Annotated in this window: 23 protein-coding genes and 3 pseudogenes; 13 read left to right on the top strand and 13 right to left on the bottom strand. The window is 61.0% G+C overall.

Features of this window, described 5'->3' with window-relative positions:
* Positions 1-60: 60 nt before the first annotated feature.
* Positions 61-210 (top strand): annotated as a pseudogene (locus QA637_RS31055) (IS1096 element passenger TnpR family protein); the annotation flags it as partial.
* Positions 211-505: 295 nt separating this feature from the next.
* Here QA637_RS31055 and QA637_RS25830 read toward each other — a convergent pair.
* Both QA637_RS25830 and QA637_RS25825 read right to left on the bottom strand, forming a co-directional pair.
* Entirely contained in the window at positions 506-910 is a 405-nt protein-coding gene (locus tag QA637_RS25830; RefSeq protein ID WP_283065574.1) for a type II toxin-antitoxin system VapC family toxin, read from the bottom strand.
* Positions 907-1,167, bottom strand: coding sequence for an antitoxin (locus QA637_RS25825; RefSeq protein WP_283065572.1), 261 nt, complete (start codon positions 1,165-1,167; stop codon positions 907-909). Before QA637_RS25825 ends, QA637_RS25830 begins: the two co-directional genes overlap by 4 nt.
* 1,001 nt (positions 1,168-2,168) lie before the next feature.
* Between QA637_RS25825 and QA637_RS25820 the strand changes: the two genes are divergently transcribed.
* Complete coding sequence (locus QA637_RS25820) at positions 2,169-2,492, top strand: DUF736 domain-containing protein (RefSeq protein ID WP_283065570.1); 324 nt, start codon at positions 2,169-2,171, stop codon at positions 2,490-2,492.
* Positions 2,493-2,559: 67 nt separating this feature from the next.
* A complete protein-coding gene (locus QA637_RS25815) occupies positions 2,560-2,895 on the top strand; it encodes a hypothetical protein (RefSeq protein WP_283065568.1) in 336 nt (111 codons plus the stop codon).
* Between the two features lie 70 nt (positions 2,896-2,965).
* Here QA637_RS25815 and QA637_RS25810 read toward each other — a convergent pair whose 3' ends face one another.
* From QA637_RS25810 to QA637_RS25800, 3 genes and pseudogenes are all read right to left on the bottom strand, one after another.
* A complete protein-coding gene (locus QA637_RS25810; protein ID WP_283067392.1) occupies positions 2,966-3,103 on the bottom strand; it encodes a PIN domain-containing protein in 138 nt (45 codons plus the stop codon).
* Positions 3,064-3,192: pseudogene (locus QA637_RS25805) on the bottom strand (transposase); the annotation flags it as partial. The pseudogene QA637_RS25805 and the gene QA637_RS25810, both read right to left, overlap by 40 nt.
* Positions 3,193-3,659: 467 nt before the next feature.
* Positions 3,660-3,824, bottom strand: coding sequence for a hypothetical protein (locus QA637_RS25800; RefSeq protein ID WP_283065567.1), 165 nt, complete (start codon positions 3,822-3,824; stop codon positions 3,660-3,662).
* Between the two features lie 98 nt (positions 3,825-3,922).
* Here QA637_RS25800 and QA637_RS25795 point away from each other — a divergent pair, with 98 nt between their 5' ends.
* Both QA637_RS25795 and QA637_RS25790 read left to right on the top strand, forming a co-directional pair.
* The gene (locus tag QA637_RS25795) at positions 3,923-4,717 is read left to right on the top strand and encodes a class I SAM-dependent methyltransferase (protein WP_283065566.1); all 795 of its coding nucleotides are present in this window, start codon (positions 3,923-3,925) and stop codon (positions 4,715-4,717) included.
* 117 nt (positions 4,718-4,834) lie between these two features.
* On the top strand, positions 4,835-5,317 hold the full coding sequence (locus QA637_RS25790; RefSeq protein WP_283067352.1) for a GNAT family N-acetyltransferase: 483 nt from the start codon (positions 4,835-4,837) through the stop codon (positions 5,315-5,317).
* Between the two features lie 59 nt (positions 5,318-5,376).
* On the opposite strand, the pseudogene QA637_RS25785 reads toward QA637_RS25790, so the two are convergent.
* Positions 5,377-5,513: pseudogene (locus QA637_RS25785) on the bottom strand (DNA helicase); the annotation flags it as partial.
* Between the two features lie 617 nt (positions 5,514-6,130).
* Here QA637_RS25785 and QA637_RS25780 point away from each other — a divergent pair.
* The 4 genes from QA637_RS25780 to QA637_RS25765 all read left to right on the top strand — a co-directional run bounded on the left by QA637_RS25780 (position 6,131) and on the right by QA637_RS25765 (position 11,913).
* Positions 6,131-7,540, top strand: coding sequence for a tyrosine-type recombinase/integrase (locus QA637_RS25780; RefSeq protein ID WP_283065564.1), 1,410 nt, complete (start codon positions 6,131-6,133; stop codon positions 7,538-7,540).
* Complete coding sequence (locus QA637_RS25775) at positions 7,537-9,339, top strand: hypothetical protein (protein ID WP_283065562.1); 1,803 nt, start codon at positions 7,537-7,539, stop codon at positions 9,337-9,339. Before QA637_RS25780 ends, QA637_RS25775 begins: the two co-directional genes overlap by 4 nt.
* Positions 9,336-11,489, top strand: coding sequence for an integrase (locus tag QA637_RS25770; protein ID WP_283065560.1), 2,154 nt, complete (start codon positions 9,336-9,338; stop codon positions 11,487-11,489). The genes QA637_RS25775 and QA637_RS25770 overlap by 4 nt, the downstream gene beginning before the upstream one ends.
* A gap of 250 nt (positions 11,490-11,739) precedes the next feature.
* Positions 11,740-11,913 (top strand): hypothetical protein, encoded by a 174-nt coding sequence (locus QA637_RS25765; protein WP_283065558.1) that lies wholly within the window; start codon positions 11,740-11,742, stop codon positions 11,911-11,913.
* Between the two features lie 296 nt (positions 11,914-12,209).
* Here the strand turns inward: QA637_RS25765 and traG are convergent, their stop codons facing one another.
* Genes traG through QA637_RS25750 form a run of 3 tightly spaced genes read right to left on the bottom strand, consistent with a single transcriptional unit; the run spans position 12,210 to position 14,633 of the window.
* On the bottom strand, positions 12,210-14,129 hold the full coding sequence (gene traG, locus QA637_RS25760; protein ID WP_283065553.1) for a Ti-type conjugative transfer system protein TraG: 1,920 nt from the start codon (positions 14,127-14,129) through the stop codon (positions 12,210-12,212).
* Positions 14,120-14,359, bottom strand: a complete 240-nt coding sequence (locus QA637_RS25755) for a conjugal transfer protein TraD (protein WP_283065552.1) — start codon at positions 14,357-14,359, stop codon at positions 14,120-14,122. The genes traG and QA637_RS25755 overlap by 10 nt, the downstream gene beginning before the upstream one ends.
* A complete protein-coding gene (locus tag QA637_RS25750) occupies positions 14,349-14,633 on the bottom strand; it encodes a TraC family protein (protein WP_283065550.1) in 285 nt (94 codons plus the stop codon). Before QA637_RS25750 ends, QA637_RS25755 begins: the two co-directional genes overlap by 11 nt.
* A gap of 223 nt (positions 14,634-14,856) precedes the next feature.
* Between QA637_RS25750 and traA the strand changes: the two genes are divergently transcribed.
* The gene (traA, locus tag QA637_RS25745) at positions 14,857-19,476 is read left to right on the top strand and encodes a Ti-type conjugative transfer relaxase TraA (protein WP_283067350.1); all 4,620 of its coding nucleotides are present in this window, start codon (positions 14,857-14,859) and stop codon (positions 19,474-19,476) included.
* A gap of 311 nt (positions 19,477-19,787) precedes the next feature.
* Here traA and rctB read toward each other — a convergent pair whose 3' ends face one another.
* The gene (gene rctB, locus QA637_RS25740) at positions 19,788-20,153 is read right to left on the bottom strand and encodes an SMa0974 family conjugal transfer regulator (RefSeq protein WP_283065548.1); all 366 of its coding nucleotides are present in this window, start codon (positions 20,151-20,153) and stop codon (positions 19,788-19,790) included.
* Positions 20,154-20,439: 286 nt separating this feature from the next.
* Here rctB and traI point away from each other — a divergent pair, with 286 nt between their 5' ends.
* Complete coding sequence (traI, locus tag QA637_RS25735) at positions 20,440-21,042, top strand: acyl-homoserine-lactone synthase (RefSeq protein ID WP_283065547.1); 603 nt, start codon at positions 20,440-20,442, stop codon at positions 21,040-21,042.
* A 111-nt stretch (positions 21,043-21,153) separates the two neighbouring features.
* Positions 21,154-21,915 carry a winged helix-turn-helix transcriptional regulator gene (locus tag QA637_RS25730; protein ID WP_283065546.1) on the top strand — a complete coding sequence of 254 codons (762 nt, stop codon included), beginning with the start codon at positions 21,154-21,156 and terminating at the stop codon, positions 21,913-21,915.
* Between the two features lie 41 nt (positions 21,916-21,956).
* Here the strand turns inward: QA637_RS25730 and QA637_RS30935 are convergent, their stop codons facing one another.
* Positions 21,957-22,154, bottom strand: a complete 198-nt coding sequence (locus QA637_RS30935) for a hypothetical protein (protein WP_327791055.1) — start codon at positions 22,152-22,154, stop codon at positions 21,957-21,959.
* A gap of 222 nt (positions 22,155-22,376) precedes the next feature.
* Here QA637_RS30935 and QA637_RS25725 point away from each other — a divergent pair, with 222 nt between their 5' ends.
* Positions 22,377-23,306: an amidohydrolase family protein gene (locus QA637_RS25725; RefSeq protein ID WP_346283771.1), complete on the top strand. Its 930-nt coding sequence runs from the start codon at positions 22,377-22,379 to the stop codon at positions 23,304-23,306.
* Between the two features lie 110 nt (positions 23,307-23,416).
* Here the strand turns inward: QA637_RS25725 and QA637_RS25720 are convergent, their stop codons facing one another.
* Together QA637_RS25720 and QA637_RS25715 are read right to left on the bottom strand one after the other, a co-directional pair.
* Complete coding sequence (locus QA637_RS25720; RefSeq protein ID WP_283065544.1) at positions 23,417-24,766, bottom strand: MmgE/PrpD family protein; 1,350 nt, start codon at positions 24,764-24,766, stop codon at positions 23,417-23,419.
* 44 nt (positions 24,767-24,810) lie between these two features.
* Entirely contained in the window at positions 24,811-25,887 is a 1,077-nt protein-coding gene (locus QA637_RS25715) for an ornithine cyclodeaminase (protein ID WP_283065543.1), read from the bottom strand.
* Positions 25,888-26,047: the final 160 nt, after the last annotated feature.

The raw sequence follows: 26,047 nt of genomic DNA, 5'->3' as shown, positions 1-26,047 counted from the left end.
ATGATCTGACCGCGCACGGCGTTTATGCGTCGTGCGGCGTCGCGCGAGGCGCAGGCCGGCGAATTCGCGGCCTTGGACGCCACTCCCAAGCATCGGACATGCATGGGTGGAGGGCGCGCTGGCCGCTCGAGGATGTTGGCGGCGTGCTCGGCTATGAGCGCTTCCTGGACATCATGTCGGTGGTGTGGTGGGCATTTCGATCCCGAGTGGGTGGCCTAGCGCATCGGCCCGAAATCGGCCCCGATTTTCGGAAAGCACGATGCGTGGAATCAAAGAGTTACAGCGTCCTTTGTGCGTCCTAAAGGACGCACGGCGCTGTAGGATTCGCGCTACGCATTGCGCCTGGATGTCAAGCGCCGGCTGTTTCAGCCAAAGCCGAGACGTAGCGAACCGAAGGCGGCGTAAGTAAACGCAGCGCCGCGATCGCCCGCATCACTCCGCCATCAGCATTCAACCTTGACGATCAGGATGTCGCGGATCCCTGGCTGCCCCGAAGCTGCCATGTTCAAAGCGACCAGTCCTCCACACGTAGATTCTCAACCCTGTTGAACTCGCCGCCATTGTTGGTGACGAGTGTCAGTCCGCGGGCTTTCGCCTGTCCCGCGATCAGCACATCATAGGGGCCGATGGGCGTCCCCTTCGCCGCAAGGGCGGCTCGGATCGCGCCCGCGACAAAGGCATCGTTCTGGTCAAAGTCGAGGATCGGAAAATCCGCCATCAATAAACGCAAGGTTTCGAGGTTGTGTTGGACCTTTGCGCTTCTCTGCGCTCCAAAATAGAGTTCATACGCGACGACCGACGGCAGGCCGATACTGCCCTGAGGGCTATCGAGTACACGGCTGACCAATGTATCCGATTTGCGGCCGATCAAGGCAATGACGGCATTGGTGTCGAGAAGATGCGAGATCACCGAAACACCGCGTCAATGTCTGGCCGATCCTGCTGTTCCGGCTGCTCGCGCCCGCTCTCCATAAAGTCTTCACTCATGCCACGGACCAGCGCTGCCTTCAGCGACGACCACGGCTCGGCCTCCTCGACATGCGGGCGCAGAATGAGGGCATCGCCCTCCGGCGTGATCTCCACGCGGTCGACGTTGAAGCGGAATTCTTTCGGCAGGCGAACAGCCTGCGAATTTCCGGACTGGAATACCCGTGCAAGATGGGGCATGGTCGCCTCCCTTTTGTATCTACTCATCCGTATATACGATCCTTCGGCCCTCAGTTCAAGAAGGGCTTGATCGCACCCGGCGATCCGCCGGGCCGAGCTTTGTTTCGCCGGTAAGCCGGCTCGACAAAGCCTGCAAGTAGTCGCCGCGGTGATCGACCGGCTGGCGAGCGGCGAGGGGCATGACGCTGGCCATCAGCTCCTGCACGCGAGTCGATGGCCGTCAAGCAATGCCGGATCGCCGTCGATGAATACAGTTGCGATGTCGCCGGGCGCCCCTGGTACGTAGAGCCGGACGCAAAGGCCTTCGGCCGGTTCGGCAGGCCCCAGGTGATGAAGATTGCGGCTGCTTTTTCCAAGGCAATCCGGCCGGCGGCATGTGCACGGGGTGAACGAGAGCCGACCCCGATTGTACATCCCTGCCAAGGAGACTGCGGTCGTGCCGAGGCCGGACGGTGGGCAAGATTGCCGAAGATCGCTGGTCAGCGCCGGCGCGGGCCAGCTGTGCAAGATATTGCCGCGTGGCTTGCTGGCGATATGGTCACCGCATTCGGATCAACGTGCAGCCGACAGACGTGGCGGGAGTGGAGTGCGCTCGCTCGCGCCAATTGGCAGGGATGGATGAGAATGACGGTGGGTCCGACGGTGTGCCCGTATCGGAAGGTGCTGGCGGTCTTGTGCAGTGCTGGACGGGGCGGCCGGTATGGTCTGTCGCCAGCTTCGGTTGCACGAGACCATTCCCGTTTCTGTGTCGCCCTTTAGCCGACCGCCTGCTTTCGCGGTCAACCCCTGAAGGGGTACGTCTCGGCAAAAATTCCGCAAAATTCGACTTCGGTTCTTCATGCGGGCGCCTGGCGCATTCCCGCCCGCAATCGGTGAAAGCGCGCCCGCTTTTTGGCGGAAAGTAGAATTTTGCAGCATTTTCGCCGAGATGACCGCAGCAGACCGGCCGTCTCTTCACGCGCCATCGGGAATGGTCCCGAGCAACCGAAGGAGACAGCATCATGGCCACCACAATCGCAACCCTGACCCAGAAGACCGACGGCACCCTCGAAGGCGTCTTCGCCACCATCCGGGTCAACGCCCCGATCGCCATCGTCCCGAACGCCAACAAGACGAGCGACGAGGCCCCCGATTACCGCGTCATCCACCGCAAGACCGGCTTCGAGATCGGCGCGGCCTGGAACCGTATCGCCCGCCAGACCGGCGAAGAATATCTCTCTGTCAAGCTGGAGGCCCCGGAGATCGGGGTGATCTTCGGCAATCTCGCTTCCGCTCCCGGCGGCGATCCGAACCGCAAGGTAATCCTCTGGAACAAGCCCAACTGAACGCGACGAGCGGCCCCGAGCAATCGGGGCCGCCATCCAACCTGAAACGTCCGACAAGGAGCCCTTCATGACCCGGTATACGATCACCGTCATCAATCTTAGCGACCACAATACCAATCCCGAAGCAGTCATCGGCTATGACCGCCGGCTGCAGACCTTCTTCCTGCAAGCCTTCCCCGACGCGGAGGGAGAAGACCTCGCGTTGTGGATTGGCACGCAGTACTGTGCCTTCGAAACGCTGACCAGCTTGCGCAGTGCGGCGATAACGCAGAGTTACGACTTCATGCCGCTGTCGCCGCAAGTCCTGTGCGGCCTCGTCAACGACCGTGCTCGCGACGCCATCCGCTCACCTCCAAATGAGCTCGTCGATGAGCCGCAGAGCGATTGCTTGCCTGAAGAGTGACCACGTCAATCCAACTGGGCGCCCAGGCTTCATGAGCCTGGGCGGAACATGCTGGCTGTTGCTATCAGCGTCACAGCGCCCAGTCTTCGACGTGTAGGTCCTCGACCCGCTTGAATTCGCCGACGTCGTGCACGACTAAGGTCAGATCGCGCGCTTTCACCTGTCCGGCGAGCAGCCGATCTTGGCCGCGATCGATGAAACGGCCCACCGCGACGAATGCTCGGCTTCGTGATCCAGCACCAAACGGATGGCACGCTCACGAACTTCAGGTGAGAATTTGTTTGTTGTCTTGCTCATATCGGTTCCACTTTCTCAGAAGCAGGAGCCTGCAGCAAACCCGGTGCGGTTCCTTCGCGCGAAGAAGTGGAACAGTCTCAGGTCAAGGGGGCAATGCTACTATTGCAAGCAGCCCATGTGGGAGACCGATGCGGAGAATTTCAGCACGCTTCGAGTATCACGCAGGGGCGTCTTGCTCTTCCGGTGCACTGCACAGCATTTGGAGGATCGATGTGACGGAGGACGCGATATCGAGGGAGAACATCGTCGAGGCCTGTCATTATTGCAACCGGAACCGGCACCGGACGAAGCGGCCAAAAGATGCCGTATCCTACAGGAAACATGTCCGATTACGGATGAAGCAGGGTCGGAGGCACCGTAATGGTTGACGCGGAGCCCGACGGAAACACCGCGTTCCTAAGCTGCAGCCACCAATAGGCAGCGATATTCCATGTCTGACGTCGAACCCTCCCCCAACGAAGCGCCTCTCATGGCATGCTCGCCGGCGCGACGAACTGGTAGTACGCCCACACCAGGACCAACCCTGCTATCACGGCAAGCCAGGTAAGCGCCTTCCGCCGCATTGGACTGATCGCCCTTGTTTGCGGCTTTGATTTCCGTCGTTCAAATTTAATGATGTTGTCGTCGCTCATGTGGTCCCCTTGGTCAGCGGTGGACGTAATAGCACACTGTTGCTGGCTCGTTCGAAACAAATACATTGACAAAATCGTATCCCGAAAAGGAGCACGGCGTGACCCAGGTATCAGAGGCCGAAGTTGCGGCCCGATGGAACGACAATGCCGATCAATGGGCGCATGATGTTCGACACGGTTACGACTCCTATCGAGACCTGTTCACGCTCCCGGCATTCCTGGCCTTCCTTCCCTCAATCAGCGGCTTGGACGTGATCGACTTCGGCTGCGGCGAAGGATCCAATACGAGACGGTTCGCCGCAATGGGTGCCCGGATGACCGGCATCGATCTTTCGGAGCAGATGATCCGGCATGCTCGCGAAATTGAAGAGCGGCAGCCGCTCGGCATCCACTACAGGATTAAATCCTATAGCCAGAACACCGGTTTCGAGGATGCCTCCTTCGATGCAGTCGTCTCAACCATAGCTTTGATGGATGGACCAGATTTCCCAGCCGCCATGCGGGAGGCATTCAGGTTGCTGCGGCCCGGCGGGTTTATCGCATTCAGCATCCTGCACCCCTGTTTCATCACTCCTGGATTGCGATGGCAGAAGGACATCGACGGGCGAGCGACGGGTCTGGTGGTGTCGCGCTATTTCGATCAAACCAATTTCGTCGAGAGATGGCGGTTTGGTGATCGGCCGAGTGACGAGGACGTCGCCTTGTTTGAGGTGCCCCGCTTTCCCCGAACCATCAGCGAATATTTAAATGGCGTCGCTGACGTCGGGTTTCGTATCGTCGAAGTCCGCGAGCCGCAGCCGACGGCGGAGGCATGCGAACTCGCACCTCGTTTCATCAGATGGCGCGATCTCGCCGCTTTCCTACTCATGGTCCGTGCCGAGCGCGTTGCCTGACAGGCCGCCGCCAGTGGGAAGGAAACTTCGTTGTGCTTCTTCGATGCCGCACTCGGGCCGCGTTTGCTGCCGCCCTGGACGTTGCTAGAAATATTCATTCACCGTTATATTTGCAGGATGGAAATCCGACGAGCGTCCCATCTGGATCAAAATGCCATTTGGCGGATCATTGGCCCCGTCATAAGGGCGGGAGAGACGTATGCACTAGATCGCAATTTGAGCAGGGATGAAGCTCTCGGCTACTGGCTCGGTAAGGATCGCGAGACATTTGTAGCCGAAGAGAATGGAGCGGTCGTTGGTACTTATTATATCAGGGCAAATCAGGCTGGTGGCGGAAGCCATGTTTGCAATTGTGGGTACATGACTGATCCGGCTGCGGTCGGGCGTGGTGTGGCAAGAGAGATGCATGCGCATTCGCTCAACCGCGCAAGAGAACGGGGTTTCCGAGCCATGCAGTTCAATTTTGTGATCAGTACAAATGAGCGCGCTGTGCGTTTATGGAGATCGCTGGGATTTGAGGAAGTGGGACGCCTTCCTGGTGCATTCCTGCATCCCGCAATGGGCTATGTCGATGCGTTGATCATGTACCGAACGCTCTGAATTTACGATTACATCGGCAGATGCAGGATGAAGGATAACACGATGTCTCGTGCCAACCTTCAGCTCGCCGCCCGGAACTGAACTTTTTTATTGTTCAAAAAGCACGTCTTGTTGAATAGCTGCAAATCTAGTGGTTCGGCAGCCGGACGTCGCGAACGTCAGGACACGGTTTTCTCGACGGGTCGTATGATCGATCGTAAGCCACAAGCCGGGGCCGTTCAGGCGGCGTAATTCCACGGCATGAGTGCGTCGATTTCGCTGCTCGGCCAGCCATTGGCGATGCGCTCGAGGGTCGGCCACCAGCGACGGCGCAAGCAACTGGCCTCCTTCGGAACGCCGACTTAAGACGGGTGCCACACGCAACCGGGGCCTTGTCTGCTCAGGATACCCAGTCTGCCATGAGCATCCGGAAGGCCCCAAGGCCGCGCGGCCCCTCCAATTTTCTCTCCGCTTCATTGCACTTCGCTCCGACAAAATCGGTTCCTCCGCGCGCCGGCTCCGCCGGTCGCGTCCGCGAGCCTGGAACCCTTCCGGAGCTCATGACCGCCAGCGTCATCTTTCACGAGAACGTTAGGGAGATGACGATGACGATCGAACAGCACATCGAGGAACTGCGCGCCTTATCTTGACAGTCTGCACCGACTCTAGCGGTCTTCCAAACGTCGATGCACATGCTGAGGGAGGCGCTTTCCAGGCCGGCCGCAGCGCTCCCACATAGCTGGCGGAGGCCGGCCTGGAGAGTGCCGGGCAGCTCTAGCACCTCCCGTTGACGCGGGCTCCCCGGGTGGGGGTCCGGGGAGGGTTGAACAAGCTGTGGATACTGTCGTTGCGTCATCAAGCATCACGATCGAGGAGCGGAGGGCTGCTGACGGCCTCGACGCCTATGTTCCGCGAATCCTGCGAGGCGGTGCGCTCTACGATCCCAATGTTGATCGCTTCTTCCTCAATCTGCCCCTCAATGGCGTCCGCTCACGTCATTCCCTTCGCGCCTACGGCTACGACATCGCTGTTTGGCTACGCTTCCTTGCCGATGCCCGCGACAAGATGGTCTGGGAAGCCGATCGGGAAGACGTCGAGGCCTTCCATCGCATCCGCAGAAGGGGCGAGCCCGGAAGCCGGATCTCGGCGGCATCATGGAACCGGTCGGTCGCGGCAATAGACAAGCTTTATGAGTGGGGCGTGCGTGAGGGACTTCTGTCTTCCAGCCCATTTTCGCATCGGGAGGTCTGGCGTCGTAATCGCACGCGGGGCCAAGGCCAGATTGTCGCGCGCAACGATGCATTCGAACGGCGCGTAAAGCGAACGGACATCCGTTTCGTCACGCTTGAGGATTTCCGAAGATTTCGGGATGTAGGACTGCGTGGCCTTACTCCGGATGGAGCGGAACGGCCTGGAGCTCGCGACAGGAACGGGCTTCGCAACGCGCTGTTTGCGGACATGCTGGTGGTAACCGGCTTGAGGCTCGAAGAGGCATCGTTTCTCTTGGCCTTCGAAGTCGACGCTTTGCCGGCGTCCGGTTCCTCGATCCGTCAGACATGGTTCAATCTGCCCGCAGGTCTCACCAAAGGCGAGCGAGGGCGGGCGGTCCTTGTTCCTGACGGGTTGCTTCAGCGGCTCCGGACCTACATTCGTGTGGAACGCGCGCATGCCTTGGCAAAGTTCAAGGCCCGTCAAGGTTGGAGTTTGATAGAGCGGCCGATCTTTATCCGCCGGCCGGTCGCCGGCCCGGCCAGCCTTGTGCTAGCCGACGGACGAACTGTTCCGCTGGAGGTCTTCTCGCCGGACGAACGGGAGCGTCTCGTCATCTGTGATCCGGACAATGCACCCGCCGAGCCGGCAGTGCTATGGCTGACCGAGGTTGGTCAGCCGGTGCGCCCAAACTCCTGGGAGGTGGCGTTCGCCCGTGCCTGCCGTCGCTGCCAGGCGAACGGATCTCCGATCGACATCAGCCCACATCAACTTCGGCACACCTTTGCGGTCCATATGCTGGCGATGCTGATCCAGCGCCAGCTCGAAGGCAGATCCTCGGCGATCTCCGCCGGACCCGCGGAAGGTTACCGCAGACTGCTCGGAGATCCTCTTCAGCAGGTGCAGCGGCTTCTCGGGCATGCGAGCCTTGAGACCACTTCCCTCTACCTCGACCATATCGCCACGCGCGCAGACACCGTCGATACCGCCGTCGCCGAACTGCTCGCGCTGCTGCCAAGCGGAGGCCGGCTATGAGCACCCGTCCTCGCAAGGGTCAGCCCGTCGCGTTCAGTCGCGAACTCGCCGTCCCTCCACCGGTGGCGGCAGAGGCGATATCGGGTCTGCGATTTAACATTCAGACGCAAGATGGCGGCGAGGTTCTGGTTGACTACGCTCATCTGACGCCGCGCTGGCTCGCACTTGCGTTCGCCGGTGCGCTGCGGCGACTTGCCGGTCTCGGCGGGCGCCTGTCCGTCAGATCGACTGTGGCGGCCTACGCCCGCATCCTGCCGCTGTTTTTCGCCTATATGACAGAGACGGAGGACGTGCCCAATGCTCCGGAACTCCTTCAGGCGCGCCACATCGATGGCTTCGAAGCCTGGTTGGCGGTAAAGGGCAAGTCGCCCATCCACCTGCTGACGATCCTGACGAAGGTCATCGTGGCTTTGCGAGAGGTTGCCTCTGAAGGAACGATCACCTTTTCCGACGCGCTGCGCGACCGGCTGGCCTATACGACGTTGAGGCCAATACCCTCGTCGCGTCCCCGCGATGCATACAGCCCCTACATTGCGAGTCAGCTTCGCGATGCAGCTCGTGCGGATATCGGGCGTATCTTCCAACGGTTTCGCGAGCCCAGGCCGGTTGCCACAGACTCCGATCTAAAGGTCCTGGAAGACAGCGTACATACGCACATCGATGCGAGAGGCATTCTCCTTCATACCGATCGCAAATATAAAGCTCTTCTGCACGCCCGAAGGGTTCGAGGTCTCTCGTCGGAGAACTTCTGTCATCAGCTTCACGAATGGCACTATCTAACCTCGCACGACGTCATTCCGCTGACGGTGTTTCTGGCGCTCGAGACCGGTCTGGAGATCGAGTGCTGCAAAACCTTGACCGTCGATTGTCTCCAGAACTCGGCAAACGGAACGGTGGAGATTGCCTATATCAAACGCCGAGCCCGTGGCGCTGAGTACAAGACGCTTCGGGTGCGCGACGGCAGTCCACGCACGCCAGGTGGCCTCATCCGCCAAATCGTCGCCATGACGGCAACTGCCCGTCGACACCGGCCAAGCGACTGCCTTTGGCTGCATTACGGATCCGGTGGACTAAAATCCGGGCTAAAGCATCCGCAGCATCTCATCGATGGGTGGACGACAAAGCACAATATTCTCGATGACGATGGGCACCCGCTCCATCTGGCGCTTTCACACCTTCGCAAGACGCACAAGGCGCTCTGGTATTTGAAGACCGAAGGGCACATGACGCGCTTTGCCGTCGGTCATACGCGGGAGGTGGCTGCGCGGCACTACGCTGATGTTCCGGCACTGCGCCCCCTACACGAGACCGTCATCGCCGATGCCTTCACCGAGGCGGTCGCATCGGCCTTGTCGCCGATCATTCTGACACCAGAGAAGGAGGATGCCTGGCGGAGCGATCCGGTCACTGCCTCAGCCGCCGCTCCGGCGGGAAGTGACCCGATTTCTCTGCTCGATGGAGAACAGGATATCTGGCTGGCCAGCTGCGGCGGTTTCTTTTCCAGCCCCCATGGCGAACCCGGATCGCCTTGCTCTCTGCCGTTCTGGGGCTGCCTCGAGTGTCCGAACGCGGTCATCACCGCCCGCAAGCTCCCCGCCATCCTATCCTTCCTTGGGTTCCTCGAAGATCAGCGCCGTTCGCTTTCCGCCAATCACTGGGCGATGAAGTTCGCGGCCGCGCATGCCCGCATCACCAGGCAGATCTTGCCGGCCTTTTCTGCGGTGACGGTTGCCGAAGCTCGTAGTCTGCTCGCGCACGAGCCGGTTTCAGTCTACCTGCCGCCGGAGGCGTTACTTTGAAGACCGCACGTTCCCCTTACGCCGCCACCGCGGTCGCGGACGATCGCCCGGTGCTGGCAACAGCGCCGCTGCATGCTGGCTTCGACAGGTCCTCTCTGTCGCGATATAGCGATGCTCGATGGGATTTGGGACCTGCGGTTTTTCGGGAGAATGCGCGCCGCTCCGATACCAGGGTGGACTTTGATTCCATTGACGACCCAGACATTGCGGCGGCCATTCGCGACTATCTCTACGTGCGTCTGAACACGGACCTGCCTGGCTACAAAATGCGTGCGCCTCCGGTGAGCGTGCGCCGCCTCTTTCGTTTCGCTCTGAACTTTTTCAATTTCGTCAAGGACGATCGCGGAGTCTGTGATCTGCGCCATGTTGATCAGGCGTTGCTCGACCGCTTCGCCAAATCTCTCCGCGACGGACGGCGGCCGATCATCGTCACGCAGTGGTTGGGGATCGTTTTCGACCTCTATGCCTTCCGTAACCACCTATCCGTGGCGAAGCTGTCCTTCGAGCCATGGCACGGTCGCAGGCCCGCCGAGGTTGCGGGTTATCGTTTCTCCGTCGAGGAGAACCGGACGCCCCGTATCCCCGAGGACATCATCCGGCCCCTTCTTGCCTGGTCGCTCAAATACGTCACAGTGTTCGCACCCGACATTCTCGCCGCGCGCAACGAACTGCGAATGCTCGAAGAGCATCACGCGATGTTGATCGCCGAAGACGCGCTGGCACATCGCAATGAACGGCGGGCCCGCCGCAAAGCCCGCCTGATTGCCTACCTCGACGAACGCCGCAAGCAGGGCCGTGGTGTCCCCGCCTGGCCGGTCAGGATCGGCGGACGATTTTCATCAGCCGGATCGGAGCCGCCCTTGAACTGGCAGCTCATCTATCTGCATGCCGGCGCCGATGCCAACCTTCGGCGACCTCTCGATGAACGCCCCGGCGATGGTGCCCGCCAGATCGTCGAAGCTGCGGTCCACGAGCTCGGGACCGAGGTCGGCGGAATGGATACGCCGATTTCTATCGATCCCGACACCGGCAATCCCTGGCGGGCCCGGTTCGACGCAAGAGCACTCGCGGTGGAGGAGCGGATGCTGCAGGCCGCCTGTTATATCGTCTGCTCCTATCTGACCGGCATGCGCGACAGCGAGGTCCAGGCCATGCGGCCCGGCTGCCTCTCTGTCACCCGCACCGAGGACGGCCTGATCGACAGGCATCGAGTAAGGTCAGTTGCCTATAAGGGGAAGGAAACGCGTGGCGACGAGGCCGAGTGGATTACCATTGCGCCCGTCGCGGCCGCGATCGCGGTGCTCGAACAGCTCATCATGCGATCCGTCGAACGCCGCGGTACTGAGACGCTCTGGCCGGTTCTCTTTATTGCACGGGCACGCAAGCATACTCTCTCGACAGACATCGTGACCCGACTGAACCAGTTTCGCGATCATCTGAATGAACGCTTCGGAACCGCAGGCGAGCCGGTCGTTCCGGCCGGCCCCAATGGGCGCCCGTGGCAACTGACGACACGTCAGTTTCGCCGGACGATTGCCTGGCACATCGCCAATCGGCCCTTCGGAACGATTGCCGGCATGATCCAATACAAACACGTCTCCGTCGCGGCCTTTGAAGGTTATGCGGGTTCGAGCCGCTCAGGCTTCCGTGCCGAAGTCGAGACGGAACGTCGTCTCGGGCAGATGGACGACATACTCACCTATTTCGATGAACGGCAACTCGGAGCAGGTCTCTTCGGCCCTGCTGCAGGGCGGATCGGCAGATCGCTGGACGCCGCAGCGGCCGAGCTTCAACCGCTTCCAGGCATCATCGCCGACCGTGGTCGCCTCCGCGTCCTGCTGGCGGACACGGCACGAACACTCCACGTCGGCGTGCTGGCCGACTGCTTCTTCGACCCTGCCACCGCTGTCTGTCTCCGCCACGCCGCCTCAGGCGACCAGATCGCTCCGATGATCTCGTTGTGCGAACCGTCCCGATGCCCGAACGCCTGCATCACAACGCGCCATCGTCCCGCATGGGCGGATGCCGCGGAGAACGCCAGGGCAATCCTCAAGGAAAAGAGGCTGTCGGAACTGCAGCGGCTTGCCGTGGGCAAAGACCTGCAACGGATCGAGAAGATCTTATCCGATATCGAGGTAATGTGCGGCTGACCTCCTAGAAATACGGTCGCGCCCCCTGGTCGGGGTCGCGGGTTCTCTTCTTTCTGCCGTCCCATTCTACGGCTGCTCAGCCCGCGTCAAGGACGAGCGTGGGCCCCCGGTTTTATCTCCGCTCCGGTTCCCTTCGCTCCGACAAAACCGGCACCCCACTCGCCGGCGCTGCCGGTCGCGTTCCGCGATCCCTGACACACGCTTCGTGCGCACGTGGCCTCGTTGACGTCATCAAAAGGAGACGATCAACATGACCACTATCGATCAAATCAACGAATTACGCGCCGAGCTTCGGAGCTGCTATTTCACCAAGGAAGAACGCGCCGCGGCCGAAGCCGAACTGGCGGCCTTGATTGCGCAGGAGCAAGCTGCGGCCGAGCAGTTCGCGCGTGACATCCAAGCCTTCGCCGCTGACCTCGAATGAGGTCGGCGACGAAACGAGAGGACTTACCCCTCTCGATTTTTCCGCCACTGAGATTCAACTTTTCATTTGACTGTCAGGATAACGCGCCGAGCTCAAGAACGCCGTCGACGCCAAGGAGCGCGAGCAGATCGAGAGGGAAATCGAGGCGGCGCGGGCAGAGCTCGCTCGCCACCGCGAAGACACGGAGCTGCCCTGATAGGCGGCTCTTTGCCGCTCGTGAAGCCCTGCCGTCCGGCTGAGGACGACGCGATCGTATGGTGAAGCGCGGTGATGTATGGCCAGCCGCGCTCGATCCATCACGGGCTCCCTTTCACAAATCGATTCGCCTTGGCTGCCTCGTCCATATCCTTCCGTCGGAAGTAGATGGCCCGCCCGCAGCGGACCGGACTATGGCCCTGCACGATGATGATCTGCTCGTCCTTGCGCATCGATTGCGTGATCTCGTGGGGCATGATCAACGGGCGGCGCTGGTAGTTGACGCTTTCCGATTTGCGCGTGCCACCGTTCTTATTGTCCCAACCGATGTTGCGAGAGCGGGCGTGTACCTCGATAGTCATTTCCCCGCACTGCGCCGAGACGTTGCGGGCCGTATCGAGCGCCTTGATCGCGGCGTAGCTCGCGAAAGCGCAGCCATCGATCCATGACGTCGCGCCGTCTTTCCCAAAATGCCGCTCCAACTGGCCGACCGACTGGTACATCAGCATCATTGTGATCCCGTACTTGCGCCCGCGGTCGCGGGCCTCTTCCAGCACCCGCATGTAGCCAAGCAGATCCACCTCATCGAGCATGAAGAGCGCCCGGCGCTGGTACGCACCGTCCGCCTGGACCATCGCATTGATCAGCGAGCCGATGATGACGCGGCCAATCCCCGGATAGGAGCGCAGGATCGATGCCGGGATATTCAGGAACACGTCCTTCTTGCCGCTCACGATATCGCTTGATTTGAACGCGTTGCCACAGGCGAGCGCCGCGTAACTCTCAAGCGAGAGCCACTGCGTATCCTTGGAGGCGGTCGAATAGACGCCGCTGAACGTTTGCTCGGTCATGTTGGTGAAGACGCCAAGCGTTTCGCGGATGAAGGCTGAATGAGAGTTCTCCTGAATGTCGCGCAGCATGGCGAGTACGGAGGGCTCCGGCTCGGACACGATCTGCCGCAGACTGCGCAAGGTTCGCCGGCCAGCATATTCCTGCGAGAGCATCACATGCGCCAAGAGGCCGGTCAGGAGGTTATGCGCCTGGTTCTGGAAGTAGGACCCGCTTGAGGACTCGAAGCGCACACTTTCCGACAGCAGCATATGGGCGATGCCAACGATATCCTCTTCTTGTCTCGTCGACCCCTCGATCCCGTCGAGAACATTGAAGCCCATGATCGGGTTCGTCGGATCGAGCACCATCACCTCACGCCCAAGGACGCGGGTTCGGTGCTCGACCACCATAGGCGCGACCTCGGTCGACGGATCGAGGCAGATCAGAGGCCCGGTGTAGCGCAGCGCCGTCGGCACGACGTTGCTGGTCGTCTTGTATCCACCCGATCCGGCAAAGAAGAGCATATGGGTAGAATCAAAATCCTGTCTGTAGGTGAGCAACGGCGCCTTGCCGCCCCGTCCCCACGTGCTGCGATCGTTCGGATCGAAGGGCAGTGCATGGACGATTTCCTTGTCGACGCGGTAGCGCTCGCCGACGACGATCTCGCCATCGTCCGGGAACAACCTTGCCGCCGCCGACATCGGCAGCCAGTCGGCGTCCCCGAAGGTTCCGCGCTTGGCGCGCTTCATCGGTTCCGGGACGACGGTGGAGATGCGCGCGGAGATAGCTACGACCATAAAGCCAACGACTGCGCCGATGACAGCGACCATGTCGAGATAGGAGAGCGCGCGGTCCCATGTGACCGCCTCGCTTTCGACGAATGGGCCGAGGCGAGAAAATTCGCGCAAGGCATAGAAGCCGCCTACCGCGAGAAAGCACGCGAGGCTTGCCATCGCGACGGGCCGCCGCTGGTGCAGTGGCAAAGCCCATACGCTTAACAGGCCCGCCAGCGGTCCGAACAAAAGTGGCGGCACAGGCGCCGCCCGCAGGAACCAATATTCTGCTTTCCCGGATAGGCCGGCGGCGAGTGCCGGCCAGCGCCAGCCGATCACATAAACGGCAAAGGCCGTAACGGCGACCGGTACCAGAACGAGCAACAAGCTTGGATGCAGTTTCGCCTTCACCGCCATTCCCGTGTCTCCTTGATCGGCGATGACGGCACATCCGACGGCTGGGCCTTGAACGCCGTTTCGCCGATCTCGCGCAGCCGCCGATGCTCGGAGGAGCCCGGAGCGACTTTTGCCAGCTCCAGCAAACCGCCAAGCAGGAACGCCCGGTCGGCTTTCGTGAGACCCGCCCTGACGACCATGCCGCCGAGCAGGAATCGCTCCCGCGCCTCGCGCTTGCGGTCAACCGTCATGAGAAACCTCCGTCGCCGTTCCAGTCTCGCCACTTGGCTGTCGACGTGGCGCAGATGCGCCAGGAGCCCCTTTCTTTTCCCCTTTCCGAAATCGCGCGGCGATCTCTTCGAAGATCCGATCGAGCTCCTCGTCGGCAATCTCCATTTCGGCAAGGCCGGACTTCGTCGCCGCGCGGGCAAAGCGCCCGGCGGCTTTAGCTACCATAAGTCTCCTGCGTTCAAACAGCTTCTCGATCTGCGCATCAACGTCAGAAATCGATGTTCTCGCTGCCATTCTCCGTGCTCCCTCGTGTGTGCAACAGTGCGTCGGATCGTTTATACACACTAGAACAAGTTAGTTAAATGGGTTATCTCCAGCCATCCCGGAAAATGTCGCAGCCGAATTCCGGCCCATGGCCGCCTTCCGGAAAAGCGGCATCGGCCTTGGCAGGCCGATCGGTTTGAGGGCGCAATATACGTCGCTGGCGCGACGTGCTCGGAGAGGTCTGGAGACGGTCGTGGCGATCATGTTCGTCAGAGCGCAGGTGATCAGCAGGGGAGCGGGACGCAGCATCGTCTCGGCCGCTGCCTACCGCCATCGCGCCCGGATGATGGACGATCAAGCCGGCACGTCCTTCAGTTACAGGGGTGGGGCCTCTGAACTGGTGCATGAGGAACTGGCGCTGCCGGACCAGATCCCGGGTTGGCTGAAGACGGCGATCGACGGACAATCCGTCGCCAAGGCGAGCGAGGCGCTCTGGAATGCGGTGGAGTTCCACGAGACACGAGCGGACGCCCAGCTTGCCCGAGAACTGATCATCGCGCTGCCGGAAGAGCTGACCCGGGCGGAGAACATCGCGCTGGTTCGCGAGTTCGTGCGGGAGAATTTCACGTCCAAGGCAACGGTCGCCGACTGGGTCTATCACGACAAGGATGGCAATCCGCACATCCATCTGATGACCACGCTCAGGCCCCTGACGGAGCGAGGATTCGGGCCGAAGAAGGTGGCGGTGCTTGGCGAAGACGGCGAGCCGTTGCGTGTCGTCACGCCGGACCGGCCGAACGGCAAGATCGTCTACAAGCTCTGGGCCGGCGACAAGGAAACCATGAAGGCGTTGAAGATTGCCTGGGCGGAAGCAGCCAACAGGCACCTGGCGCTCGCCGGGCACGACATCCGCCTCGACGGCCGCTCCTATGCTGAACAGGGACTCGACGGCATTGCGCAAAAACATCTCGGACCGGAGAAGGCGGCGCTCGCCCGCAAGGGCGTCGAGATGTACTTCGCGCCGGCCGATCTTGCCCGCCGACAGGAGATGGCAGACCGGCTTCTCGCCAATCCCGAGCTTCTCTTGAAGCACCTCGGCAACGAACGCTCCACTTTTGACGAGCGCGACATTGCCAAGGCGTTGCACCGCTATGTCGACGATCCCGTCGATTTCGCCAATATCCGCGCGCGGCTAATGGCTTCGCACGACCTGGTGCTGCTGAAGCCGCAGGAGGTCAATGGCGAGACCGGCAAGGCGACGGCGTCCGCGGTTTTTACCACGCGGGAAATCCTGCGCACCGAATATGACATGGCGCAATCAGCGCGCACTCTGTCCAAACGCCGAGGTTTCGCCGTCTCCGATCGGGCGCTCGTCGCTGCGATCGAAAAGGTCGAAACGCAGGATCCGCAAAAACCATTCAGGCTTGATCCCGAGCAGGTCGATGCCGTTCGCCACGTAACGCGCGACAACGGCATTGCCGCCGTCGTCGGTCTTGCGGGGGCGGGCAAGTCGACGCTGCTTGCTGCCGCACGCGTTGCCTGGGAAAGCGACGGGCGACGGGTGATCGGCGCGGCGCTTGCCGGCAAGGCCGCGGAAGGACTGGAGGACAGTTCCGGCATCAGGTCGCGCACGCTCGCATCCTGGGAATTGGCATGGGCCGGCGAGCGCGAACAGCTAAATCGCGGCGATGTGCTGGTGATCGACGAGGCCGGGATGGTCTCCTCGCAGCAGATGGCGCGTGTCCTGAAGGTCGTCGAGGACGCCGGCGCAAAAGCGGTTTTGGTCGGTGACGCCATGCAGCTGCAGCCCATCCAGGCTGGCGCGGCCTTCCGGGCGATCTCGGAGCGTGTCGGCTTTGCCGAACTTGCCGGCGTGCGCCGCCAGCGCGATGAGTGGGCGCGCAGCGCTTCGCGGCTCTTTGCCCGCGGCAAGGTCGAAGAGGGCCTCGACGCCTATGCGCAGCAGGGCCGTATTGTCGAGATGGAGAGACGGGACGAGATCATCGGCCGCATCGTTTCCGACTGGGCGAATGCACGCCGCGCACTCCTTCAGAAATCAATCGTTGGCAAGGGAACGCCTCGGCTTCGCGGCGATGAACTGCTTGTGCTCGCCCATACCAATAACGATGTCAAACGGCTGAACGATGCGTTGCGCCAGGTCATGACGGACGAGGGCTCACTAAGCGACGGCCGCACTTTTCAGACTGCCCGGGGGCCAAGGGAATTTGCCGCCGGCGACCGCATCATCTTCCTCGAGAATGCCCGCTTCGTGGAGCCGCGTGCACAGCGTCTTGGTCCGCAATATGTGAAGAATGGCGTGCTCGGCACGGTCGTTTCCACCGGCGACAAGCAGGGCGATGCGTTGCTGTCGGTTCGCCTCGACAATGGCCGTGACGTCGTCATCAGCGAGGACAGCTATCGCAATGTCGATCACGGCTATGCCGCGACAATTCACAAATCGCAGGGCGCCACCGTCGACCGGACCTTCGTGCTCGCCGGCGGCATGATGGACCAGCATCTGACCTATGTGGCGATGACCCGGCATCGTGACCGCGCGGATCTCTATGCGGCGAAAGAGGACTTCAAGGCGAAACCGGAGTGGGGGCTGAGACCGCGCGTCGATCATGCCGCCGGGGTCACCGGCGAGCTGGTGGAAACCGGGCAAGCCAAGTTCCGGTCCGCTGATGAAAATGCCGACGACAGCCCCTATGCTGACATCCGGACGGATGACGGAACCGTCCATCGCCTCTGGGGTGTGAGCCTGCCAAAGGCGCTCGACGAGGCCGGCATCTCGGAGGGTGACACCGTTACACTGCGAAAGGATGGTGTCGAGAAGGTCACGGTCAAGGTCCCGGTCGTCGACAACGAAACGGGTGAGAAGCGCTCCGAGGAACGTGAAGTCGATCGTAATGTCTGGACCGCCAGGCAGATTGAAACCGCTGGGGCTCGCCACGAACGGATCGAGCGCGAGAGGCATCGGCCGAACCTGTTTAAATGGCTGGCCGAACGACTGTCGCGCTCCGGTGCCAAGACGACGACGCTCGATTTCGAGAGCGAAGCCGGTTACCAGGCGCATGCACAGGACTTCGCACGGCGGCGCGGGCTCGACCATCTCTCTCTGGTGGCGGCGGAAATCGAGGAGGGCGTTACACGCCGGTGGGTCGGAACTGCGCAAAAGAGGGAACAGCTGGCGAAACTCTGGGAGCGGGCGAGCGTGGCGCTCGGCTTTGCGATCGAGCGGGAACGGCGCGTTTCCTACAGCGAGGAACGGACGGAAGCGCTTGCCGAAGGGATCACGTTCGGTGGGCATTACCTAATTCCGCCCACCACCGAGTTCGCCCGGAGCGTCGATGAGGATGCGCGCCTCGCGCAGCTTTCGTCGCCGCGCTGGAAGGAGCGGGAGATCATCCTTCGGCAGCCGCTCGAACGGATCTATCGCGATCCCGATGCGGCGCTTGTCCACCTGAATGCCCTTGCCTCCGATGCCGGGATCGAACCCCGCAAACTCGCTGATGATCTCGCCAAAGCACCAGACCGCCTTGGTCGCCTGCGAGGGTCCGACCTCATGGTCGATGGCCGCGCGGCGCGCGATGAGCGCAGCATCGCCACGGCGGCATTGGAGGAATTGCTGCCACTGGCCCGGGTGCACGCGACCGAATTCCGCCGGAACGCCGAACGGTTCCGCGAGCGCGAGCAGATGCGCCGAGCCCATATGTCGCTGTCTATCCCGGCCCTCTCGAAGCACGCCATGACACGCCTCGTGGAGATTGAGGCAGTGCGCAGGCAGGGCGGCGACGACGCCTACAAGACCGCCTTCGCGCTTGCCGTCGAGGATCGCTCGGTCGTGCAGGAGGTCAAGGCGGTCAACGACGCATTGACCGCCCGCTTCGGCTGGAGCGCCTTTACCGTGAAGGCCGATGCGATCGCCGAGCGCAACATGGCCGAGCGCATGCCGGAAGATCTCACGAATGAACGGCTGGGAAAGCTCACGCGGCTCTTCGAGGCCGTCCGGCGCTTTACCGAAGAACAGCGTCTGGCCGAGAGAAGGGACCGCTCGAAGATCGTCGCCGCCGCAAGTGTCGATTTCGGGAAGGAGGCAAAAGCCGTACTGCCGATGCTTGCCTCCGTGACAGAGTTCAGAACACCGGTTGACGAGGACGCGCGGGGAAGGGCGCTCACCGCGGCGCACTATCGCCATCATCGCGCGGCGCTCGCTGAGGCCGCCAAGCAGATCTGGCGCGATCCGGCTGGCGCGGTAGACATGATCGAGGAACTGATCATCAAGGGCTTTGCGGCCGAACGGATCGCGGCCGCCGTGAGCAACGATCCCGCGGCCTATGGTGCGCTCCGTGGATCGGATCGCTTGATGGATCGCATGCTCGCCTCCGGCCGCGAGAGAAAGGACGCGCTGCAGGCAGTGTCCTCGGCGGCCGCCCATCTGCGCTCGCTCGGCGCCTCCTGGATTAGAGCCTTCGACGCCGAGCGGCAGGCCGTCACGGAAGAGCGACGCCGGATGGCTGTCGCCATTCCCGGATTATCGCAAGCCGCCGAAGGCGCGCTAAGCCGGCTCGCATCGGAGATGAAGAAAATAGACGGCAAGCTCGGCGTGGCCATCGGTTCGCTCGATCCCGCCATTAGGCACGAGTTCACCGCCGTTAGCCGAGCACTCGACGAGCGCTTCGATCCCAACGCGATCCTGCGCGGCGAGAAGGACGTTATCAATCGCGTGCCGCCGAAGCAGCGCCGGGCGTTCGAAGCGATGTGGGAGAGATTGAAGGTGTTGCAACAGATAGTCCGCACAGGCAGCAGCCAGGAAATCCTCTCGGAGCGACGCCGGCGCACCATCGACAGGGCGCGTGGCATCGGGCAATAGGTGCAGCCGGTTTAGCTTGCCTAAGGCCCGGGCGCGAGACCACTGCCAGTACCGAATTCGATGACAGCGCCGGCTGTAGCTGAACTTGGGATGGAGCAGGTCTGGTGTGGATCGTCGTTGATCGTTTTATGGGAGGTCGCCGTTCCCGATGCCCTCAAACCGTTCCAGCATCATCTCGACAGGCGCAAACAGACCTCGCGCCGCAGTCGACCGATCTTGACGAAACGACAGGCGCCACCAGCTCAAGAGATTTCATATTCGCGATCATCCGAGTGGAGATCACCATCGAAGTCAACAGGCTGGGCGCGCGATCACCTTAGAACTCGGGTGGTGCTGCCTTGAGGCTTCTCGAGTAGCCGCTCGATCACCGCAAAGGGTGTGCCTTCGCCGGGATACCAAGGGATTTCCGCTGGTCTTTGAGGCATAACAAGAAAAAGGTTGCTCTCGATTGCGACCTGGAGCGAATGGCACATGAGGCGACTGCGTGCGCCAATCCAAAGCAGGAGACCGTCCTTGGTCGCTTTCATGATCGCCTTGCCTTCCTCGAACATCAATGCGCGTTCCGCGCCATCGCCGGCCACAGCTTGGCATAGTTCAGCAGTTCGCGCAGCCACCTCGTCAACGAGGCGCCTTGAGTTCGACACGCAGACGTAGCTCTCGACGGCATGCTTGTACATTTCCGATCATCCTTCTTGGTTGAACACTGTCGTCGCTCGCAGAGAGCCGGGCCGAGGGCGCCCGTCGGGCAGAGGCTCGGCTCATCGAGGCCAAGGCGATGCGCTCCCGCTCGGTACTTGCGCTAATGCATGCACGCTTCGGTCATATGCTCGACTACTGATTCTAGTAGTCGCCTGAGCGCCAAGATTCGTGTCCAGTGGTCGGTAATTTAGATCGGAGATTGCCAATGGAGATACTGGCGGTACCGGCCGCGGCGCGGGAGAGTATGCTGACCTGATCGATTCGATGCACCGGCTGCGCGCCCGCGTCTTTGGCGATAGGCTGGATTGGGAGGTATTGGTAAAGGACGGTCGTGAAGCCGATGCCTACGATCAACTCAATCCCACCTATATCCTAGCTGTTTCCCCCACACGTGCGGTAGCGGGTTGTGCAAGACTTCTCGCCGCTACCGGCCCGACAATGCTCGCCAACACCTTCCCGCAATTGCTCTCATCGCGAGACTTGGATGCCCACCCAGGCATGGTCGAAAGCTCGCGCTTTTGTGTGGACACTGCGCTTGACCAGGGCAAAACGCGGGGGCTTCTTCACACGACGACGCTGATGATGTTCGCCGGCATCATCGAGTGGTCGATGGCGAACGGCTATCACGAGATCGTCACAGCAACTGACCTACGGTTCGAGCGCATTCTGAAACGCGCCGGGTGGCCGATGCAGCGCCTTGGTCCGCCGTGTCCGATTGGTAACACGATGGCCGTTGCCGGAAGTCTTCCCGCCGATGTCGGAAGCCTTGATCGGATTCGCGCCGCCGCTTTGTCGACCAGGCACCCGCCTCCACCACAATACCGCTGCTTGATGCGAACATCCGGCGACCAGGAGCGCCAAGTGTAGTGGCGTCGATCCCCGTCCGCCGAACACTGTCGTCTACGCCGCCACAGATAACGACGCAAGAATTCGCTCGGGATCTCCCGAAACAGAAATGCGCCGAAGGAGGAGAGATTCTTGAATTCAACGCAGCCCCAGGTCCTGGTCGGCTCGACCGACGCGGACTACTACCTGCTGCTCGTCCACATCCTGGAAAGCGAGGGGTACCGGGTCATTCTCGGTTCCGGGGTCGAGGAGATCGTTCATCTGGCAGGCGAGAACGACGTCAAGGCAATCCTTCTTGATTGTCGATCTGGAGAAGATTGGACTCCTTTAGCTTGTGTAAAGCTGAAGCAGCAACCGCGGACATTCGGGATCGCGACGGTCGGCTTGATCGGGCCTGGTGCGGAAGGCCGCTTTATCGATCTGCTGAAGGCCGGCATCGACGAGAACTTCGTGAGACCGGTGGCTCCTTCCAAACTGCTCGGTTTCCTTCGTGACAATATACTTTATCGGCCCGGCTCGGATGCTATGGCGATCAACGGTCATATTCTTGCCTACGCGGGAATTGAACTCAACACCAACAGGCATAGTGTCAAGCGTTTCGGTATCGACATTCACTTGGGGCCAATCGAGTTCCGGTTGCTGCAGTTTCTGATGGAGAACCGCGAGCTGGCGTGCAGTCGCGCGCAACTCATCGAAGCTGGCTGGCCCGAGCGTCGTTTCGTCGACGCTAAAACGGTTAACGTCCATATAGGTCGACTGCGCAGGGCGCTAAGTATGGCCAATGGCCCCGATGTGATCCGAACTGTGCGATCCTCCGGCTACATGCTGGATGGTTCCAACCAAGAGCAATCGCATCACGAGCCGAATCGGCCGGACGAGGAGACTGGCGGATAGTACCGCATCCGGGCTGTCGGAAAGGAGCAGCTGTCATGGAACTAGTGATCCGAAATGGAGGCCTCATCACCGGTGACGGCAAGACGTTTCACAAACGGGCCACCGTTTATGTCCGGGAGGGAAGGATCGCCGGTGTCGACTCCGAAGAACCTGCCGCAGGCGCCCACATTGCGGCGCTTGAGACCATCGATGCAGCCGGCGGTATCGTTATGCCGGGCGTCATCAATGCGCATACGCATGGATGCATTCGGGGACCTTCCATGCCTTGCGGCTCGGCGCCGTTCGAAGCGGAGGAGGTTGCGTATTTCCGCAACCGCCATCTTCTTCAAGGGACGACGACCCTCCTCAACGTCTGCGGCTTGGCAATGCCCGACGAAGTCGATGTTGCCGAGACAGAGCCTCATGCCATGGATATCCGCGTCTCCACGGCTCACACTCCGAACAACATCCAGGCGGCGCTTGTGGTCGATGGCAAGGGGCTGTCCACGCGGCACTTGAGCGCAACGATTGATAAAATGCTTGATGCCGGTGCGGTAGCGCTCGGCGAGGCGGGCGGTGGGCAGACATTGGGCGGTGGCGCGCAGGAGTACAGGTTCATCCCGCACGCGATCCAGCGAGAGTTCGGGGTCGAGGTGACGCCGGCAACCGCGAGGAGCCTGAAGAACGCCGTCCTCGGTCGCTTTCTTGATCCGGCAGACGGTTTATCCAACCCGAGGTTACAGGACGAGTTGGAGCGCTGCGGTCTTTCCGGCGTTACCGACGCGAGCCACGTTCGTGATATCGTAACGCGATCCGTTATGCCATCGGTCTCCCTTTCGCTGGCCGGGTTCGATGAAATCGCCCGCGAAGCCGAGCGGGTCGGGTATCCCGCAATCTTCCATAATGCGGCGCCATCCGCCAAGCGTTTGATCGCGGCGGTGGAGAAGAACCCGCACGCATGCCTCGTTGCGGGTCACAGCAATCACCCGAGCTTCCTCCCGGATGAGGCCATTTCGATTGCCCAGGACCTGAAGAGCAAGGGGGCCGTGATCGACGTTTCGACATTGGATTGCATCGGCACGCGCTGGCGCAACGACCCCACTAATCTCGATGCACTGATTGACACGGGCTGTGTTGATACGATTTCGACCGATTTCGCAGGTGGACACTGGGACGGGGTTCTCGAGGCAATCCAGCGCATGGTTGGAAAGAAACAGTTATCCGCAGCGGCCGCCGTTGCGCTTGCAACGGGGAATGTCGCACGCGTCTTTCCCCAAATGGCCGGCGATCGCGGACTGATTGAGAAAGGAAAGCGTGCCGATCTGATCGTCGTCGATAATGTCAATCTGAGCCGTGTCAGGCATGTCGTGATCGCAGGTCGCATCGTCGTCAGGAATGGACGGCTTTTATGACGGTTTTAACCCGGGCGTCACTGTGGCGCCGCCGAGCCGCGAATGTTTGGCCATGCTGGACCGCATCGGATACCGGCGAATTGAGGCGAGCCGACCGACATGGCGCGATTTCAGTCGAACAATCGCATCCGCACGCACCGGAGGAGGGGAGCAGCGTCCCCGGTTTTCAGCGCTTGAAGGGACTGCAGGATGAGGTTTTGGGCCTTGGAAGAAAGCTTGCTTCGTGTCGCCGCACAGAACTTGTCAACGAGATCGTCCCAGGACAACGGGCGCAGCCTGTCCCCCCGCGGCGAAGTCACCTCCGAGGTAATCATCCTTCCGTTGGTCGTTTCTATGCATAACTGCGCGAGAGTTTCTCCCGGAAAGCGCCTATCGATCTCACGGTCGACCGAGATACGGACCTTGCGGGCGATTTCGCAGAGGTCGGGCCTGCCGAGTTGCGCATTGCCAATCGGCGCCAGCGCCGCAGGTCCGTCGACAACGGCAATCGCCAGGCAGTAGGGCAGGCTATATTGGATTTCCGTCAACGTTTTGGGCGACACGCTGTTTGAAAGCCGAAGAGCCCATTGAAAGGTCCGCACGTCAATCGATCCGATCTGCTCAGGCGCGATGCCAGCATGCTGAGAAAGCGCCGCCAAGGCGTCAAGAGCGGGGTGGACGTATCGGCAGCAGGAATAGAGCTTGAAATAGACCCTCGAGATCTCGGTCGGCGCACCCAAGTCTGCGATGATGCCCGGCCGGGCGAAATGTGATGCGTGATCGAGCAAGTCCTGCGGTCCGGTAAATCCCCACTCCGTGAGCCGCAATGCGGTCAAGCCCGTCACAACACTCCAGGGAATACCCTCTTTGACGTCGTTCCCGGTCAAGTAGGCATAGCCAGAGCTGCCGTTTGCTTCCTGGTTCGGTGCGAGAACGCCGGCAACAGCGAGTGCATGCGCAAGTGCCGACGGATCGGATTTATAAAGGCGGCCGGCGGTGGCGACGGCAGCATAGCCGGTCCAGCGTCCCGATTGCCGGCTCTTGATCGCTTGCGGGTTCTGCGCGACGGCAATACGAATCCCGGTCTCGTACCCGAGAGCGACTGCGGTCAGGAGGTCGTCAGTGGAAGCACCGATCGCAGATGCCACGGAAAGTGCTACGGGTATAACGGCAGCACCGGGGTGACCGCGCGCGGCGCGGTGACCGTCGTCGAAATCGAGCGCGGACACCGACGCAGCATTACAAAACGCCGCTGCGGTGGCCCCGAGACATTCCCCCGTGAACCAGATCGGTACTGGCCCGGGGCCAAACTCGCGCCTGGCGATCTCGCGGGCCGCGCGCACGCTCGGAATATCGTGGCCGACGACGGCGGCGGTGACCGCATCGAGAATGCAGCAGACGGCACTTAGGCTAATGTCGGGCGGCAGGGCGGCGGAAGGGTAGGTCGCCAGATACCCTGCGAGGATTTCGGTGGCATACATCTGTCCCTCCAGCGCAACTTTGGGGATCGGTTTTACATTGGCGCTCAGGCCACGCTAGATGAATGAAGGGATGACGCCGTGTGGGGATCTGGCAAAAACCAGGTTTCGTATACCTGCGCGGCAAGGTAGAGGTCCAGCATAGGCAGGCCCACGCAAGTAAGGAGGATTGGACGTTCCGATATGCTGCTCGCACCGCAGAAATCCTTTAAGCTCAAGACGCCGAGCACCGGACCGGCCTGCTCCAAGGTGGAACCCAGACGAGAGAAGTAAAGCGCCAGGCTTTGCGAGTTTCGTTGAGACACCATGGAAATGTCGTCACAGAGAGCCAGTCCCGATCGGAGAACGTTTTGGATGTGGTCGGCCGGTGTCTCGTCTCCGCCGAGATGCAGGATAGTGGCATTCGGGCAGATGTCTGCGATCTCAAACACCGGTGCGCTGGCATTAGAAGCAGTGATGACGAACCGGCATTCACGCAGCTTCTGATTGTCCGCGACAGCTTCCAGCCGAACTCCAAACGACTGTCCCTGCCTTTCGACGAGCTGGTACGCAGAAATACCCGACCGGCTGCGCACATAGATCGTCGAGATAATGCCGGCTCCAAAATGGCTGAGCACCTTGATGATCTGCTCGGCAATGGGGCCCGCTCCGAATAGGAAGACGGAGAGATCATCCGTCTTGGAAAAGAAGAGCTCGAGCACCATGGAGGCGTAGGTTGCGGTTCTTGCCGCGGAGATCTCGGTCCCATCCATTATACAAAGAGGGCGCAGCGTGAAGTTGTCGAGCAGGACAATTGTCGAGGTTGAACGCGGTAGGCCCAATCGACGGTTTATCGCATTGGCCCCGACCACCTTGACGGCGGCGTAGCGGGCCCCGACGCTGGAAAGCGCTGAAAGTTTCCAGCCTAATCGCTCGCCCTGCAACTCATTCCGATAAGCTTCGAAATGAGATTGGTTCCAAAGTTCTGTTTCGTGGAAGGACAGGACCGATTTCAGGCCATGGGCCCGACCCGAACGGATATCGGACCAGGCTGCCTTGGCAGCGTTGTGAAGCGCGGGTGCCTCGAGGCGAACGCCGAGCCGCTTCATTTCCGCAAGTGAAATGTATTTGGGTGTGGTCTCCATCGCCGTTCTCCGTGGAATTGTCGACGTTGTGCGATGGAGAGCAATTTCCCATCCCGAACAGGCGAGTTAAAGGAAAGATTCGGATACGTTTTTGTCTTCTGTAAGCGAACGACTTCGCTCAACGAGAAAAACTTAAGAATAGATTGTTTCTCCTGTGCAT

This window comes from Sinorhizobium terangae (genome assembly GCF_029714365.1).
Taxonomy (GTDB): domain Bacteria; phylum Pseudomonadota; class Alphaproteobacteria; order Rhizobiales; family Rhizobiaceae; genus Sinorhizobium; species Sinorhizobium terangae.
This window is presented reverse-complemented; position numbering and strand designations above follow the sequence as displayed.

What these genes read in the sequence shown, in the direction of transcription:
- QA637_RS25775 (WP_283065562.1), top strand. Translation starts at nt 7,537, where the DNA reads ATGAGCACCCGTCCTCGCAAGGGTCAGCCCGTCGCGTTCAGTCGCGAA.
- QA637_RS25815 (WP_283065568.1), top strand. Translation starts at nt 2,560, where the DNA reads ATGACCCGGTATACGATCACCGTCATCAATCTTAGCGACCACAATACC.
- QA637_RS25750 (WP_283065550.1), bottom strand. Translation starts at nt 14,633, where the DNA reads ATGGCAGCGAGAACATCGATTTCTGACGTTGATGCGCAGATCGAGAAG.
- QA637_RS25825 (WP_283065572.1), bottom strand. Translation starts at nt 1,167, where the DNA reads ATGCCCCATCTTGCACGGGTATTCCAGTCCGGAAATTCGCAGGCTGTT.
- QA637_RS25820 (WP_283065570.1), top strand. Translation starts at nt 2,169, where the DNA reads ATGGCCACCACAATCGCAACCCTGACCCAGAAGACCGACGGCACCCTC.
- QA637_RS25715 (WP_283065543.1), bottom strand. Translation starts at nt 25,887, where the DNA reads ATGGAGACCACACCCAAATACATTTCACTTGCGGAAATGAAGCGGCTC.
- QA637_RS30935 (WP_327791055.1), bottom strand. Translation starts at nt 22,154, where the DNA reads ATGCGTATGCGCATTGATGACGCCCGGCATAACGATACCGCCGGCTGC.
- QA637_RS25790 (WP_283067352.1), top strand. Translation starts at nt 4,835, where the DNA reads ATGGAAATCCGACGAGCGTCCCATCTGGATCAAAATGCCATTTGGCGG.
- QA637_RS25765 (WP_283065558.1), top strand. Translation starts at nt 11,740, where the DNA reads ATGACCACTATCGATCAAATCAACGAATTACGCGCCGAGCTTCGGAGC.
- QA637_RS25755 (WP_283065552.1), bottom strand. Translation starts at nt 14,359, where the DNA reads ATGACGGTTGACCGCAAGCGCGAGGCGCGGGAGCGATTCCTGCTCGGC.
- QA637_RS25800 (WP_283065567.1), bottom strand. Translation starts at nt 3,824, where the DNA reads ATGAGCGACGACAACATCATTAAATTTGAACGACGGAAATCAAAGCCG.
- QA637_RS25720 (WP_283065544.1), bottom strand. Translation starts at nt 24,766, where the DNA reads ATGTATGCCACCGAAATCCTCGCAGGGTATCTGGCGACCTACCCTTCC.
- traG (WP_283065553.1), bottom strand. Translation starts at nt 14,129, where the DNA reads ATGGCGGTGAAGGCGAAACTGCATCCAAGCTTGTTGCTCGTTCTGGTA.
- rctB (WP_283065548.1), bottom strand. Translation starts at nt 20,153, where the DNA reads ATGTACAAGCATGCCGTCGAGAGCTACGTCTGCGTGTCGAACTCAAGG.
- traI (WP_283065547.1), top strand. Translation starts at nt 20,440, where the DNA reads ATGCACCGGCTGCGCGCCCGCGTCTTTGGCGATAGGCTGGATTGGGAG.